This window comes from Dokdonella sp. (assembly GCF_019634775.1).
Classification (GTDB): Bacteria; Pseudomonadota; Gammaproteobacteria; order Xanthomonadales; family Rhodanobacteraceae; genus Dokdonella.
In genome coordinates this window covers 679,384-692,692 of record NZ_JAHCAS010000002.1, presented here as the reverse complement: position 1 = coordinate 692,692, position 13,309 = coordinate 679,384, and the positions used below count along the sequence as shown (strand labels likewise).

General features: G+C 64.8%; 11 protein-coding genes and 1 other annotated feature. Of the genes, 4 read left to right on the top strand and 7 right to left on the bottom strand.

Annotated features, from left to right (window positions below; all coding sequences use genetic code 11):
• Nucleotides 1-110: 110 nt before the first annotated feature.
• Nucleotides 111-1,139 carry a DNA-binding protein gene (locus KF907_RS13815; protein ID WP_291221215.1) on the top strand — a complete coding sequence of 343 codons (1,029 nt, stop codon included), beginning with the start codon at nucleotides 111-113 and terminating at the stop codon, nucleotides 1,137-1,139.
• Nucleotides 1,140-1,228: 89 nt separating this feature from the next.
• Here KF907_RS13815 and KF907_RS13810 read toward each other — a convergent pair.
• The 3 genes from KF907_RS13810 to KF907_RS13800 all read right to left on the bottom strand — a co-directional run bounded on the left by KF907_RS13810 (nucleotide 1,229) and on the right by KF907_RS13800 (nucleotide 4,124).
• Nucleotides 1,229-2,418 (bottom strand): IS3 family transposase gene (locus tag KF907_RS13810; protein ID WP_291221213.1). Its coding sequence is split into 2 segments (ribosomal slippage): nucleotides 1,229-2,139 and nucleotides 2,139-2,418, totalling 1,191 coding nucleotides; the frame shifts between segments, so codons are not numbered across the junction.
• Nucleotides 2,024-2,140, bottom strand: a sequence feature (AL1L pseudoknot). (Overlaps the previous gene by 117 nt.)
• 47 nt (nucleotides 2,419-2,465) lie before the next feature.
• Entirely contained in the window at nucleotides 2,466-2,681 is a 216-nt protein-coding gene (locus KF907_RS13805; protein ID WP_291221266.1) for a hypothetical protein, read from the bottom strand.
• Between the two features lie 60 nt (nucleotides 2,682-2,741).
• The gene (locus tag KF907_RS13800; protein WP_291221212.1) at nucleotides 2,742-4,124 is read right to left on the bottom strand and encodes an FAD-binding oxidoreductase; all 1,383 of its coding nucleotides are present in this window, start codon (nucleotides 4,122-4,124) and stop codon (nucleotides 2,742-2,744) included.
• Between the two features lie 139 nt (nucleotides 4,125-4,263).
• Between KF907_RS13800 and serA the strand changes: the two genes are divergently transcribed.
• Nucleotides 4,264-5,499, top strand: a complete 1,236-nt coding sequence (serA, locus tag KF907_RS13795; RefSeq protein WP_291221210.1) for a phosphoglycerate dehydrogenase — start codon at nucleotides 4,264-4,266, stop codon at nucleotides 5,497-5,499.
• Between the two features lie 117 nt (nucleotides 5,500-5,616).
• Here the strand turns inward: serA and KF907_RS13790 are convergent, their stop codons facing one another.
• From KF907_RS13790 to KF907_RS13775, 4 genes are all read right to left on the bottom strand, one after another.
• Nucleotides 5,617-8,322: an EAL domain-containing protein gene (locus KF907_RS13790; protein ID WP_291221208.1), complete on the bottom strand. Its 2,706-nt coding sequence runs from the start codon at nucleotides 8,320-8,322 to the stop codon at nucleotides 5,617-5,619.
• A 915-nt stretch (nucleotides 8,323-9,237) separates the two neighbouring features.
• Nucleotides 9,238-11,829: a bifunctional aconitate hydratase 2/2-methylisocitrate dehydratase gene (gene acnB / locus KF907_RS13785; RefSeq protein ID WP_291221207.1), complete on the bottom strand. Its 2,592-nt coding sequence runs from the start codon at nucleotides 11,827-11,829 to the stop codon at nucleotides 9,238-9,240.
• Nucleotides 11,830-11,856: 27 nt separating this feature from the next.
• Nucleotides 11,857-12,270: a type II toxin-antitoxin system VapC family toxin gene (locus tag KF907_RS13780; RefSeq protein ID WP_291221205.1), complete on the bottom strand. Its 414-nt coding sequence runs from the start codon at nucleotides 12,268-12,270 to the stop codon at nucleotides 11,857-11,859.
• Entirely contained in the window at nucleotides 12,267-12,470 is a 204-nt protein-coding gene (locus KF907_RS13775; protein ID WP_291221203.1) for an AbrB/MazE/SpoVT family DNA-binding domain-containing protein, read from the bottom strand. The genes KF907_RS13780 and KF907_RS13775 overlap by 4 nt, the downstream gene beginning before the upstream one ends.
• Before the next feature lie 211 nt (nucleotides 12,471-12,681).
• Between KF907_RS13775 and KF907_RS13770 the strand changes: the two genes are divergently transcribed.
• The gene (locus KF907_RS13770; RefSeq protein WP_291221202.1) at nucleotides 12,682-13,035 is read left to right on the top strand and encodes a hypothetical protein; all 354 of its coding nucleotides are present in this window, start codon (nucleotides 12,682-12,684) and stop codon (nucleotides 13,033-13,035) included.
• 30 nt (nucleotides 13,036-13,065) lie between these two features.
• The gene (locus KF907_RS13765) at nucleotides 13,066-13,263 is read left to right on the top strand and encodes an IPTL-CTERM sorting domain-containing protein (RefSeq protein ID WP_291221263.1); all 198 of its coding nucleotides are present in this window, start codon (nucleotides 13,066-13,068) and stop codon (nucleotides 13,261-13,263) included.
• Nucleotides 13,264-13,309 lie beyond the last annotated feature (46 nt).

Sequence of the window (13,309 nt, the reverse complement as noted above, 5' to 3'; positions counted from 1 at the left end):
TCCCATATTATCCCGCATGTAATTTCGACCGACTATACCCGTTGTTTGTAATTGACTCAGTATGTAATTACATGGTATGTAATACATTACGAAATATCGGAGGGACAACCATGGCGCGGGGCGGCGTGTACAAAACCGAGATCCAGAAAGCGCGGCGCAGCCTGCTCGCGCAAGGCAAGCACCCGTCCGTGGACGCGGTGCGCGTGGCGCTTGGGAACACCGGTTCCAAGACCACCATCCACCGTTACTTGAAAGAGCTGGAAGCCGAGGAAGGGGCCAACACTGGCTCGGCCGCCAGCACTAGCGATGCCCTGCAGGACCTTGTCGGGAGCTTGGCCGCCCAACTGCATGCCGAAGCCGACGCCCGGATCGAGGAGGTTCGCGCCCAGGCCGCCACCGAACGCCAAGCGCAGCAGGCCGCCGCTGAGCGCGTCGCCCAAGAAGCGGCGCAGTTCCGGGCGCAGGCCGAACGGGCCGAAACCGCCTTGGCCGATACCCGCAGCCGCCTGGCCGTTCTCGAGGGGCAGCTGCAGGCGGCGCGGGTAGAGGCCGCCGCCCACGCCGAGCGCGAAGCCGGTCTGCAGGCGCGCCTACAGGAGCAGGAAATGTATGCCGCCTCGCTGGAGCAGAAGCATGTGCAGGCCCGCGAGGCGCTCGAGCACTTTCGCACCACCGCCAAGGAGCAGCGCGAGCAGGAGTTGCGCCGCCACGAACATCAGGTCCAGGGACTGCAGGCAGATCTGCGCCAGGCGCAGGAAACCCTCGCCGGCAAGAACCACGAACTCGTGCAGATCAACGCCGCGGCGGCTCGGCTGACCGAGCAGGTCGGCAGCCTGAGCAAACAGCTTCAGCACGCCGATCAGCAAGCGCGTCGGCGCGAGGACGAGTTGGCGGCACAGCAGGGCGTGCGCGAGGAGCTGCAGGCGCTCAAGTCGCGCTGGAGCGGGGACGCCAGCACGCTCGAGCAGGTCCGCCGGGAACTCGTCGAGACCCGCGCGGCGCTCGAAGGCGAGCGCGAAGCGCGCGTCGCGGCGCAGAGCGCCGCGGAGGCCGCCTTGGCACAACGTGCCACGCTGGAGGCAGTATTTGCCAAATGGGATCCTGTCGCGGCCGCTGCGGCCAGCAAGCCCGCGTCGTGAGTTCTAAGGCAAATCGCGCTCCAACTAGGCTTTTCTTTCAAGAGCTTATCTGTGGAACCGCGAAATTCTCACGAATCCCTGCCGACCCTCTAGTTTGCCTCAGCCTCTTCCGGCGGGATATGGCCGATCGATCCGAGGAGGCGCTGGGTGTTGAACCACGAGACCCATTCCAGCGTCGCCAGTTGCACCGCCGCCTTCGTCTTCCAGGGGCCACGGCGGTGGATCAGTTCGGCCTTATAGAGCCCGTTGATGGTCTCGGCCAGCGCGTTGTCATAGCTGTCTCCTCGGCTGCCAACGGACGGCTCGATGCCCGCTTCGGCGAGCCGCTCGCTGTAGCGAATCGACACGTATTGCGAACCCCGATCGCTGTGATGGATCAGCGTGCCGTCACGCTCCGCCTGGCGTGCGTACAGCGCCTGCTCCAGCGCATCGAGTACGAAGTCCGTCCGCATCGAGTCGCTGACCCGCCAGCCCACGATGCGGCGGGCGAACACGTCGATGACGAAGGCCACGTACAGCCAGCCCTGCCAGGTCGAAACGTAGGTGAAGTCCGACACCCACAGCTGGTTCGGCCGTTCGGCGCGGAACTGCCGGTTCACCTTGTCCTGTGGGCACGGCACGTTGCGATCACTGATCGTCGTTCGCACCGCTTTTCCGCGCATCACGCCGCGCAGGCCCTGCTGGCGCATCAGTCGCTCGACCGTGCATCGAGCCACCGTGATGCCCTCACGGCCGAGCTGTCGCCACACTTTGTTGGTGCCATAGACCTGCAGGTTGGCCCGCCATACCCGGTGGATCTCCGGAATCAGGGCCTCGTCGCGCTTCGCCCTCGCCGGGCGTCGCTCAGGCTCGCGATGGCGGGCCGCGTGTCGCCGGTAGCCGGACGGGGCGATCTGCAAGGCCCTGCAGATCGGCTCGACCCCGAACGTGCTCCGGTGCGTGGCGACAAACGTCCTCAGGGCTTCAGCCGGCGGTCGAGCTCCGCCTGGGCGAAAAAAGCACTCGCCAGCTTCAGGATCTCGTTGGCCCGGCGCAGTTCCCTGTTCTCGCGCTCCAGCTCCTTCATCCGCTTGGCGTCCGCGGTCGTCACGCCATCGCGCGTCCCTGCATCGACCTCGTGCTGCTTCACCCACGTCAGCAGCGTCTGCGGCACACAGCCGATCTTGGGGGCGATCGACGCCACGGCCGTCCACAGCGACGGGTACTCTCCACGATGCTCCAGCACCATCCGGACTGCACGCTCGCGGACCTCAGGGGAAAACTTCTTCGACTTGTTCATGGCTCCATTCTCTCAAGAGTTGGAGCCTCCACGTTTCCCGGGGCGGTTCACTCGTCGCTTTCGGCGCCTTCGGCACCGGACTGGTGCAGCTCGCGCAGGTAGGTCGGATCGACGGCGAGGTTGCCGGTGAACGAACCGCCAGGGTTGCGATAAGCCGCGATCAGGGTGCGCAGGCGCTCGTTGATCTCCCGCTTCGCGCGTTCGCGGCGCTGCTGCACGGTCTGCGTCGCCAGCAGGCGCATCGACGTAGCGCGAGTCGGCATGGCGTGGGGTCGTATCCGATTCTCCGAAGGAGCCCGTTCACGGGCGACGCTCCTTGCATCTCAATCGAAGAGCTTGCCTGGATTGAGTATGCCGGCCGGGTCGAGCACGCGCTTGATCCCGCGCATGAGCTCGATCTCCGCGGCGCTGCGCGTGCTGCCGAGATGGGGTTTCTTGACCAGACCGATGCCATGTTCCGCCGAGATGCTGCCGCCAAAGTGTTGCAGGCGTTCGCCGAGCAGGTGGGTCACGTGTTCGCACTGGGCGATGAAGGATTCATCGTCGAGGCCGGGTGGACGCACGATGTTGATGTGCAGGTTGCCGTCACCGATGTGCCCGAACCAGACGACGTCGAACTGCGGGTATTCGCGCGTGAAGATCGCAGCCATCTCGTGCATGAAGGCCGGAATGGCGCTGATGCGCAAGGAAATGTCGTTCTTGTACGGCTTGTGCGGCGCGAGGCTTTCGGTGATGCCTTCGCGCAGACGCCACAGCGCTGCGGCCTGTGCCTCGCTCTGGCTGATCACGCCGTCGTCGACCCAGCCCTGCCCCGCGCATTCCTCGAACACAGCCAGCGCGGCGGCCTGCTGCGCCTCGCTGGCGGCATCGAATTCGGTGACCACGTAGTACGGCGAATCACCCTCGAACGGTCGCTGCGCGCCATGCGCGAGGACGTGATGCAGGGCGCGATCGGTGAAGAACTCGAAGGCACTCAAGGTCAGTCCACGCCGGCAGACGTCGAATACCTTCATCAGTGCGTCCATCGCCGGCAGGGCGAACAGCATGACGTTCGATGGTGGTGGCGGGTCGGTCAGGCGTACGCTGGCCTCGACCACCAGACCAAGGGTCCCTTCCGAGCCGATCACGAGGTGACGCAGGTCGTAGCCACTGGAATTCTTGATCAGGCCACGGTTCAGATCCAGTAGATCACCCCTGCCATCGACCAGCTTGAGGCCGACTATCCATTCACGTGTGTTGCCATAGCGGATCACGCGGATGCCACCAGCATTGGTGGCGATGTTGCCGCCGATCGAGCAGGAACCGCGCGCAGCGAAGTCGACCGGGTAGATGAGGCCGTGCTGCTTCGCGGCCGCCTGCAAGGCTTCGAGGGCGATGCCGGGTTCGACAGTCAAGGTGCGGTCGACCGGGTCGAAACCGAGCACGCGATTCATGCGCTCGAAGCTGACGACAAGTTCGCCGTTCGCGGCGACCGCACCGCCCGACAGGCCGGTGCGACCACCGGACGGGACCAGGGCAATGCCGTGCAGCAGCGCCCAGCGCACGATGCCCCGCACCTCGTCGACCGTGCCGGGCATAGCGACCGCGAGCGGCGTGGGCGCCCAGCGCCGCGTCCAGTCACGGCCGTAGTATTCGAGGTCCGCCGGCGCGGTCTTCAGCGCCAGATGCGGCAGTTGCGCGGCGAGTTCGGCCAGGGGTGCTGTCATCGGATCGGCATCAGGGAAGGCTTCCGCCAGCCTGCCAGCGTCGCCGCGAGCCGTCCACTGCTGCAATGCCGCACAGCCCGGCCCGGTTCTGGCATAGTCGACCGCCCGCCCCTGCCCCCCTGTCAATAACCCCGCGCCCATGAAGAAGACTTCGTTTCCGCGCCAGGACATCCGTGTGCTGCTGCTCGAAGGCGTCAGCCGCACCGCCGTGGAGACCTTCGCGGCCGCCGGCTACACGCAGATCGAGCTGCACGACAAGTCCCTGTCCGAGGACGAACTCAAGCGCCGCATCGCCGAGGCACACCTGGTCGGCATCCGCTCGCGCAGCCAGCTCACTGCCGAGGTGTTCGAGCATGCGCGGAAGCTGATCGCGGTGGGCTGTTTCTGCATCGGCACGAACCAGGTTGACCTTGCCGCCGCCCAGGCACTCGGCATCCCGGTATTCAACGCGCCCTATTCCAACACCCGCAGCGTTGCCGAACTGGTGATCGCCGAGGCGATCCTGCTGATGCGGCGCATTCCACAGAAGAACGCCGAATGCCACCGTGGTGGCTGGTCGAAGTCGGCGGCCGGCAGCTACGAGGTCCGCGGCAAGACGCTCGGCATCGTTGGCTATGGGCATATCGGCACCCAGGTCGGATTGCTCGCCGAAGGCCTCGGCATGCAGGTCGTCTTCCATGACATCGAAGCGAAGCTGACCCTCGGCAACGCGCGCGCTGTCGCCAGCCTCGACGAACTGCTCGAGCGCGCCGACGTGATCAGCCTGCATGTGCCGGAAACACCGCAGACGAAATGGATGATCGGTGCGGCACAGTTCGCGCGCATGAAACCCGGCGCGGTGTTCATCAACGCGGCACGTGGCACGGTGGTCGACATCGACGCGCTTGCCGCGAGTCTCGCCTCGGGGCACCTGGCCGGCGCGGCGGTCGACGTATTTCCGGTCGAGCCAAAAGGCAATGCCGAAGCGTTCGTCTCGCCATTGGCGGGCATGGACAACGTCATCCTCACCCCGCACGTCGCCGGCAGCACGCTCGAGGCGCAAGACAACATCGGTCTCGAAGTGGCCGCCAAGCTGGTGCGCTACAGTGACAACGGTTCGACCCTGTCGGCGGTCAACTTTCCCGAAGTGACACTGCCCGAGCATCCACGCAGCCATCGTATCCTGCACATCCACCGCAATGTCCCAGGTGTGCTCTCGCGCATCAACGAGATCTTCTCGCGCGAGAACGTCAACATCGATGGCCAGTACCTGCAAACCAACCCGTCGATCGGCTATGTCGTCGTCGATGCCTCGACGACGGAAACGCAGGCCGGCGCATTGCGTGAGGCGCTGGCGGCGATCCCGGGTACGCTGCGCACGCGGGTGTTGTACTGACGGCCGCACCGCAAGAATGAATGCTCAGCAGGAACCCGTTCACGGGTGATGCTTCAGCTTGGGGGGTACGGAAGGGGCATCGCCCCTGAAGGGGCTCCTAGGGGGGTTCCCATGCGCTCAGGCATTGATCCGCGCAACCGGTGCCGGCATCGAGAACAGATAGCCCTGCCCCATCCGGCAGCCGAGTTCGATAAGCGATTTCCGTTGCTCCGGCGTTTCCACGCCCTCGGCGATCACTTCGATGCCGAGTGATTCGGTGAGCGCGATGATCGCGCGAATGACCGCCATCGAACTTCCGCGCGTCGACAGATCGGCGACGAAAGAGCGGTCGATCTTCAAGGCATGGATCGGCAGCTGGTGCAGGTAGCTGAGCGAGGAATAGCCGGTGCCGAAATCATCGAGTTGGACGAGAATGCCCGCATGGCGCAGGCGCAGGAGCACTCGCCGCGTCTGTTCCGGTTCATCGAGCAGCGCACCCTCGGTGATCTCCAGGCGCAGCCGGTCTGGCGACAACCCGCTGCGTGAGAGCACGTGCAGCAGGCTCTCCTCGAACCCGGGCGAGCGCAGATGAGACGCCGAGACATTGATCGAGACATAGGTGTGATCAGGCAGCCTTTGCGCCTGTTCGCAGGCCTGCGTGAACATCAGCCAGTCGATCTGTTCGATACAGCCGTTGTCCTCGGCTGCACCAAGAAAATCCTCCGGCAACAGAATGCCGCGCTCCGGATGGTTCCAGCGCAGCAATGCCTCGAACCCCACCGCTCGTGCGTCGCTGAGTGAGACGATCGACTGGAAGTGTGGTTCGAATTCGTTGCGTGCAATCGCGCGGCGCAACTGGCCTTCGAGATCGAGTGCGCGCAAGGCTTCCATGCGCAGCTTCTCGTCGAATATCTCGTGGCGCTGGCGGCCTTGCGCCTTGGCGCGATACATCGCCGCGTCGGCATCGCGAAGCAACTCTTCGGCTCGCTGGTAGTGTGGCTCGACATGGGCAATGCCGATGCTTGCGGAAGTGAACATCTCCTTGTCACCGACGCGCACCGGTTCGACCAGGGCATCCAACAGGTTCTGTGCGACCGAGGCAGCATGCGCAACATCGGCATGCTGCTCGACCAGCACAGCGAACTCGTCGCCACCGAGCCGCGCGACGAGCGCGTCACCACACGCCGAAGCGAGCCGCTGCGCGACCTGTTTGAGCAGTTCATCCCCAATCAGATGGCCGACGCTGTCGTTGACGACCTTGAAACGATCCAGGTCGAGGAACAACACTGAGAACACCTGTGCCGGATCGGCACGGTAACGCGACAGGGCCTGATCGAGGCGCTCGAGCAGGAGGGCGCGGTTCGGCAAGCCGGTCAGGGTATCGTGCAAGGCCTGGTGCATGAGGCGCGCCTCGATGCGTTCGCGCTCGCCAATCTGCCGCGTGAGATCGCGATTGGCTCGGCCGAGTTCACGCGTGCGCTCCTCTACCCTGCCTTCGAGCTCGACATAGGCGACACGCAGTGAATCCTGGGCGAGCTTGCGTTCGAGACTGTTGGCAATGTGGTAGGCAACGAAAGTCAGCAGTTCCTGATCGGCGGCGCTGAAATGCGAGGCATCGTCATAGCTCTGCACCGCGAGCACGCCCACAGTACGCTCGTTGCAGATCAGCGGCACGCCAAGCCAGGAGTAGGCGCGCGGCCCATATGTCGCGATTGCACCCTCGGCCGTCAGTTCCTCAATGCTGGCGCGATCGGCCAGCAGCGCACGACCCGTGCGCAAGACGTATTCGGTGACGCCAGTGCCGAGGCGGCGGCTTGGGCGTACCGGGTCGATCTCGTCAACCGAGTAGGGAAAATCCAGCGATTCGCCGTCATCGGACAGCAGGGCGATATAGAAATTGCGCGCGTTGAGCAGCCCGCCGACGATGCCGTGTACGGCTGCGTAGAACTCATCGAGTGAATCGGCCGTGCTTGCGCGTTCGGCGATGCGGAAGAGGGCCGACTGCACCCGTACTCCGCGTTCGCGCTCGCTGATCTCGTGCTGGAGGACGCGGTTCGCCTCGGCGAGTTCGCGCGTACGCTGTTCGACACGCAACTCGAGCTCGTCCCGTGCCTGTTTGCGCTCCAACGCGGTCAGCACGTGCTGGGCGACGTATTGGAGCAGGGCACGATCCTCCTCGGTATAGCGCACGTCGGGCAAGTAGCTCTGCACGACGATCGCGCCACGGATGTCGCCGCTCCCGGACATGGGGACGCCGAGCCAGTCTTCGCTTTCGGGGCCGAGCTGCGGATTGAAGCCGAGACCAAAGCGCCGACGGATTTCGACCGACGGCCCCATTTGCGATTCACCGCTGCGGATCATCGCCACGGTCAGGCTATCCGGGATCGAGCTCACCGGCAGGTCAACCTCGAGGCTGGTCGGCGTGGTGTCGACGGAGTCTCGGATGTACAGGAAGCGCAGGCTGTCGCTTTCTGGCATATACAGGGTGATGAAGAAGTTCTCCGCATACATGAGTTCGGCGATGACCTCATGGATGCCGTGCAGCATCTCCGGCATATCGAGGTCGGAACTTGCCATCGTCGCGATTGCGAACAGCGCGCGTTGAATATGTCGTGCGCGGTCGGTGCGCTTGACCTCCAGACGCAGGTATTCGATCTCGAGCAGGCGGGATGCACATGCCGACAACAGTTCCACGAACATGCGCCAGCCAGCGTCTTCGGTATCGATCGGTATTCCGACGCGAACCAGCCAACAGCCGCTGCCGTCGGCCCCGATCGTCAATGCGTCGACATGCCAGGCACCTTGCGCAGCCTCGAGGCGATGGCGTTGCTGCGCGTCGAGCAACGTTTCCGGTCGACCTGCGTCGGCACCCGTTTCGTGCCGAAAGACAATGGCCGCTGCTGTTGTTCCTGCAAAGCAAGCAGGAATGATTCTGGCGATGTGCCGGTCGAGCTCGATGAGGTCGTCGAGTGCGAGCAGGGACGCAATCCCCGTGTCCGGGACTGTGGGAGCGGGTGCCGCGGCACTCCAGCCTGGCGTCATCGCCTGCATCGTAAGTCGAGCCCCTAAACTCGCCCGTGGCCGGCAGACGGGTCCTTTGGTACGGGCGTCCGCGCGCAGCGGCAGCGGGTTGAAGTATAGGCGGCGTCGAACGCTGCGGCTACGACGGCGAGGCCCAAGGATGTTCTGATCAATCCCACAACGGCGTCACCGTCCTGTGCGGGCGCAGATCAAGGCGCGACGGCGAAGGCAGACTGGTCGTCTGTCGAGCTGGCGCAAGGCCGAGCTGCGCCCGCACAGGACAGCCCCAACCTCTAGATCCCCAATGACGGGGTGACATCCGCAAGGCCCGCAGCACGGCGTGCGCGGCTCGCCCAGACAACCAGCCTGCACCCCGCTGCGAGCCTTGCGGATGTCATGACGCCATTGCGGGCTTGATCAGAGCATCCCTGGCCTGGATGCGGAACCCCTGCCTGCCCGGCCTTGCGACGGGCAGCACCGCACACCGTGTTCGGTCCACGACGTCCCCGTGGATCAGGTAGAGCGCACGAGCCGATCCTTGGCGTACCGTGCGCCCACCGCCCTGATCGATGTCACTGCGGTGAGTCGTGCGGCATTTGTGCAACCGTGGCCAAAACGCCGACGCCGTCTCGTCGGCAGACCGGCGATGCATATGCGCAACATCGCCGGCCTGCCTGCCGCGACGCGACGAGGCCAGCGCGGCTGGCCCTTGTCGTGGCCGTATCGCGGCGCCGAGGACTAAGCCGCCACGCCCTTCGCCGCTTCCGCGTACTCCTCGATCTGGTCGAAGTTCATGTAGCGGTAGATTTTCTCGCCGTTCTGGTTGATCACGCCGATGTCGGCAAGGTATTCCTCGCGGGTCGGGATCCGGCCGAGGCGCGAGCAGATCGCCGCAAGTTCAGCCGATCCGAGGTAGACATTCGTATTGCGGCCGAGCCGGTTCGGGAAGTTGCGCGTCGACGTGGACATGGCCGTGGCACCTTCGCGGATCTGTGCCTGATTGCCCATGCAAAGCGAGCAGCCCGGCATTTCCATGCGTGCGCCGGCCGTGCCGAACGTGCCGTAATGGCCTTCTTCGGTGAGTTGGGCGGCATCCATTCGCGTCGGCGGCGCAACCCACAGGCGCGTGGGAATGTCGCGCTTGCCCTCGAGCAACTTGGCCGCCGCCCTGAAGTGGCCAATATTCGTCATGCACGAACCGATGAAGACCTCGTCGATCTTCGCCCCGGCCACGTCGGACAACGTCTTGGCATCATCCGGATCGTTCGGACAGCACACGATCGGCTCGACGATGTCGTTCAGATCGATTTCGATGACCGCGGCGTACTCGGCGTCGGCGTCGGCTTCGAGCAGTTGCGGATTGGCCAGCCACTCCTCCATCTTCCTTATGCGGCGAGCCAGCGAGCGCGCATCTGCATAACCCTGGGAGATCATGTTCTTCAACAGCACGATGTTGCTGTTGATGTACTCGATGATCGGTTCCTTGTTGAGCTTCACCGTGCAACCCGCCGCCGAACGCTCGGCCGAAGCGTCGGCCAGTTCGAAGGCCTGCTCGATCTTGAGGTTGGGGAGGCCTTCGATCTCGAGGATGCGACCCGAGAAAACGTTCTTCTTGCCCTGCTTCTCGACAGTCAGCAGACCGGACTTGATCGCGTACAGCGGGATCGCGTGGACGAGGTCGCGCAGGGTCACGCCGGGCTGCATCGTGCCCTTGAAGCGCACCAGCACCGATTCCGGCATGTCGAGCGGCATCACGCCGGTCGCCGCGGCAAAGGCGACGAGGCCCGAGCCGGCCGGGAACGAGATGCCGATCGGGAAGCGTGTATGCGAATCGCCACCGGTGCCGACCGTGTCGGGCAGCAGCATGCGGTTGAGCCACGAGTGGATGATGCCGTCACCGGGACGCAACGCGATGCCGCCGCGTGTGGAGATGAATTCCGGCAAGGTGTGATGCGTCTTGACGTCGACCGGCTTCGGATAGGCGGCGGTGTGGCAGAACGACTGCATGACCAAGTCAGCACTGAATCCGAGACAGGCGAGGTCTTTCAGCTCGTCGCGCGTCATCGGCCCGGTCGTATCCTGCGAGCCGACCGAGGTCATCTTCGGTTCGCAGTAGGTTCCAGGACGCACCCCCTTCCCCTCCGGCAGACCGCAGGCACGGCCGACCATCTTCTGCGCGAGCGTGTAGCCCTTGCCGCTGTCGGCTGGCTGCTGCGGCAGCCGGAACAGGGTCGACGGAGGCAGGCCGAGCGCCTCGCGCGCCTTGGCGGTCAGGCCGCGGCCGATGATCAGTGGGATGCGTCCACCGGCGCGCACCTCATCGAACAGCACCTCGGACTTGACCTTGAACTCGGCGATGACCTGGCCGTCCTTGAGCGCCTTGCCGTCGTACGGGCGCAGCTCGATGACGTCACCCTGATTCATCCGCGCAACGTCGAGCTCGATCGGCAACGCGCCGGCATCCTCCATCGTGTTGTAGAAGATCGGCGCGATCTTTCCGCCGAGGCAGACGCCACCGAAGCGCTTGTTCGGGATGAACGGGATGTCCTCGCCGGTCCACCACAATACCGAGTTGGTTGCCGACTTGCGCGAGGAGCCGGTACCAACGACGTCGCCGACATAGGCGACGAGATGGCCCTTCTGCTTGAGATCGAGGATGGTCTGGATCGGACCGCGCTTGCCGTCGTCCTCGGGCACGAATGGCGCACCGTCGCGCTTGTTCTTGAGCATCGCCAGCGCGTGCATCGGGATGTCCGGGCGCGTGGTCGCGTCCGGTGCCGGCGAGAGGTCGTCGGTATTGGTTTCGCCGGGCACCTTGAACACGGTGACGGTCAGGCTGTGCGGCACCTCGGGGCGCGACGTGAACCACTCGGCATCGGCCCAGCTCCGCAGCACGGCCTGGGCATTGGCGTTGCCCTTGCCGGCTTTCTCCTGCACGTCATGGAAGGCATCGAACATGAGCAAGGTGTGCTTCAGCGCATCGGCGGCGACCGCGCCGACCTCGGCGTCGTCCAGCAACTCGATCAGCGGATGGATGTTGTAGCCGCCGAGCATCGTGCCGAGCAGTTCGGTTGCGCGCGCGCGGGAGATCAGCGGGTTTTTCTCGCTGCCGAAGGCGATGGCGGCGAGGTACGAGGCCTTGACCTTGGCTGCATCGTCGACACCGGCCGGCACGCGGTTCGTGATGAGGTCTAGCAGGAACGCCTCCTCGCCGGCCGGCGGCGCCTTGAGCAGTTCGATGACGGCGGCGGTCTGCTGTGCGGTCAACGGCAGCGGTGGGATTCCGAGCGAGGCACGCTCGGCGACGTGGTGGCGGTAGGCTTCCAACATGGGGACATCTCCGGAGAAGGGTGACAATCAACGAGAATCAGCCAGCAGCGTCGGCACGATCAGCTTCAGGCCCTTGAAGTAGTCACGGTGAAACGTGGCATCGAAGGTGATCAGCGCGTCACATTGCAACAGCGCGTGGGCGCCGACAAGAAAATCCGCGATCGGGCGTGGGGCCTCGCCCCGTTGGCGCTGGCGGCGCTGCATTTCGCCGGCGCGCAACGCGGATTTTGCCTCGGTCGCGCTGTAGTGGACGCCCATTCCTTCCAATGTGGCCAGCGCCTCGACACCGTTGCGCAGGGCGGCGCAGACCTGCGCCAGCGCGGCGTCACACACCACCACCCGGCCGGCGACCAGGGCTTGGCGCAGACTGGCCTCCACCGCGTCGGCACGACGGCCGTCGGCCAGCAGCTCGACCAGGATCGGGGCGTCAACGGCAATCACGCGGTGTCCTTGCCGTCACTGCCGACGTCGAGGGCGAACTTGCCGCGCACGCGGGAGATCGCATCGTCGACGCGCTTGGACAGCACGATCCGGCCGCCGTCCAGTTCCACCTTCAGCACGCTGCCTTTGCCCAGGCCCAGCGCGTCGCGTACCGCCTTCGGCAGGGTGATCTGGCCGCGTTCAGCAACGATGGCTTCCATGTGGCTCTCCCGCAGTCGCTGGTATGCGGGAATTATACATACATTTCGTTGCATACTCATGAACGCTTGGCAAACTCCCGGCGTCCTGTCGGCAACACCGGCATGCTACGAGCATCCGCCGAGAAATCGCCGTCGATCCGGATGCGCTTGCAGGCGTCCCGGCCAGCCACACGGAATTCCCGGCTGCTGCGGGGTTCGCAAACGCGAACACATGCGCTTGGCTGCGGCTTCGACCAATCGGAAACTGCCGGCATGGTGGGTCCGTCCGGTGCGAGCACGGATCGAAGCTGCGGCGATTGGCGATGCCGGTCAGGCCATCGAGCATGGAGAGCCGTTCCAGTTTGCGGTTGGCCGCGGCAAGCTCATCGGCCACCCGCTTGAAATGAATGGCTCCGGCGATCTGGTCGGCCACCGCATCGAACACCGCACAGACCTCGCTGTGGAAAAACCCCGACCGCGTGGTTTCGATGTTGAGTACGCCATGCAGGCGCCGGCGATACCGGCTGGCACCAGATACGCCGATCACACGGCGGCATTGCCCGGCACGAAATCAGCATCAGCGTGAACATCCTCGACCAGCGGCAGCGCCGTGACCATGGTGGCGGCGGGCACCTGCACCGTGGTGGCCAGCCAGGCGGGCGATGCCAACTGGCTGCCGGCGGCCGATGTGAGCCAGACCATCACCATCGTCGCAGGATTCAGCACCGTGACTCAGCTGCCCACGCTGTCGCATTGGGTGCTGCTGTTGCTGGCAGTGTTAATGGGAACGTTGGCGTGGCGGCGGATCAACTGACCCGCCAAGCAGCGATAACAACCTGCGACAGGATGTGGGGCGCATC

What these genes read in the sequence shown, in the direction of transcription:
- KF907_RS13815 (WP_291221215.1), top strand. Translation starts at nt 111, where the DNA reads ATGGCGCGGGGCGGCGTGTACAAAACCGAGATCCAGAAAGCGCGGCGC.
- KF907_RS13805 (WP_291221266.1), bottom strand. Translation starts at nt 2,681, where the DNA reads ATGCCGACTCGCGCTACGTCGATGCGCCTGCTGGCGACGCAGACCGTG.
- KF907_RS13800 (WP_291221212.1), bottom strand. Translation starts at nt 4,124, where the DNA reads ATGACAGCACCCCTGGCCGAACTCGCCGCGCAACTGCCGCATCTGGCG.
- serA (WP_291221210.1), top strand. Translation starts at nt 4,264, where the DNA reads ATGAAGAAGACTTCGTTTCCGCGCCAGGACATCCGTGTGCTGCTGCTC.
- acnB (WP_291221207.1), bottom strand. Translation starts at nt 11,829, where the DNA reads ATGTTGGAAGCCTACCGCCACCACGTCGCCGAGCGTGCCTCGCTCGGA.
- KF907_RS13775 (WP_291221203.1), bottom strand. Translation starts at nt 12,470, where the DNA reads ATGGAAGCCATCGTTGCTGAACGCGGCCAGATCACCCTGCCGAAGGCG.
- KF907_RS13770 (WP_291221202.1), top strand. Translation starts at nt 12,682, where the DNA reads ATGCGCTTGGCTGCGGCTTCGACCAATCGGAAACTGCCGGCATGGTGG.
- KF907_RS13765 (WP_291221263.1), top strand. Translation starts at nt 13,066, where the DNA reads ATGGTGGCGGCGGGCACCTGCACCGTGGTGGCCAGCCAGGCGGGCGAT.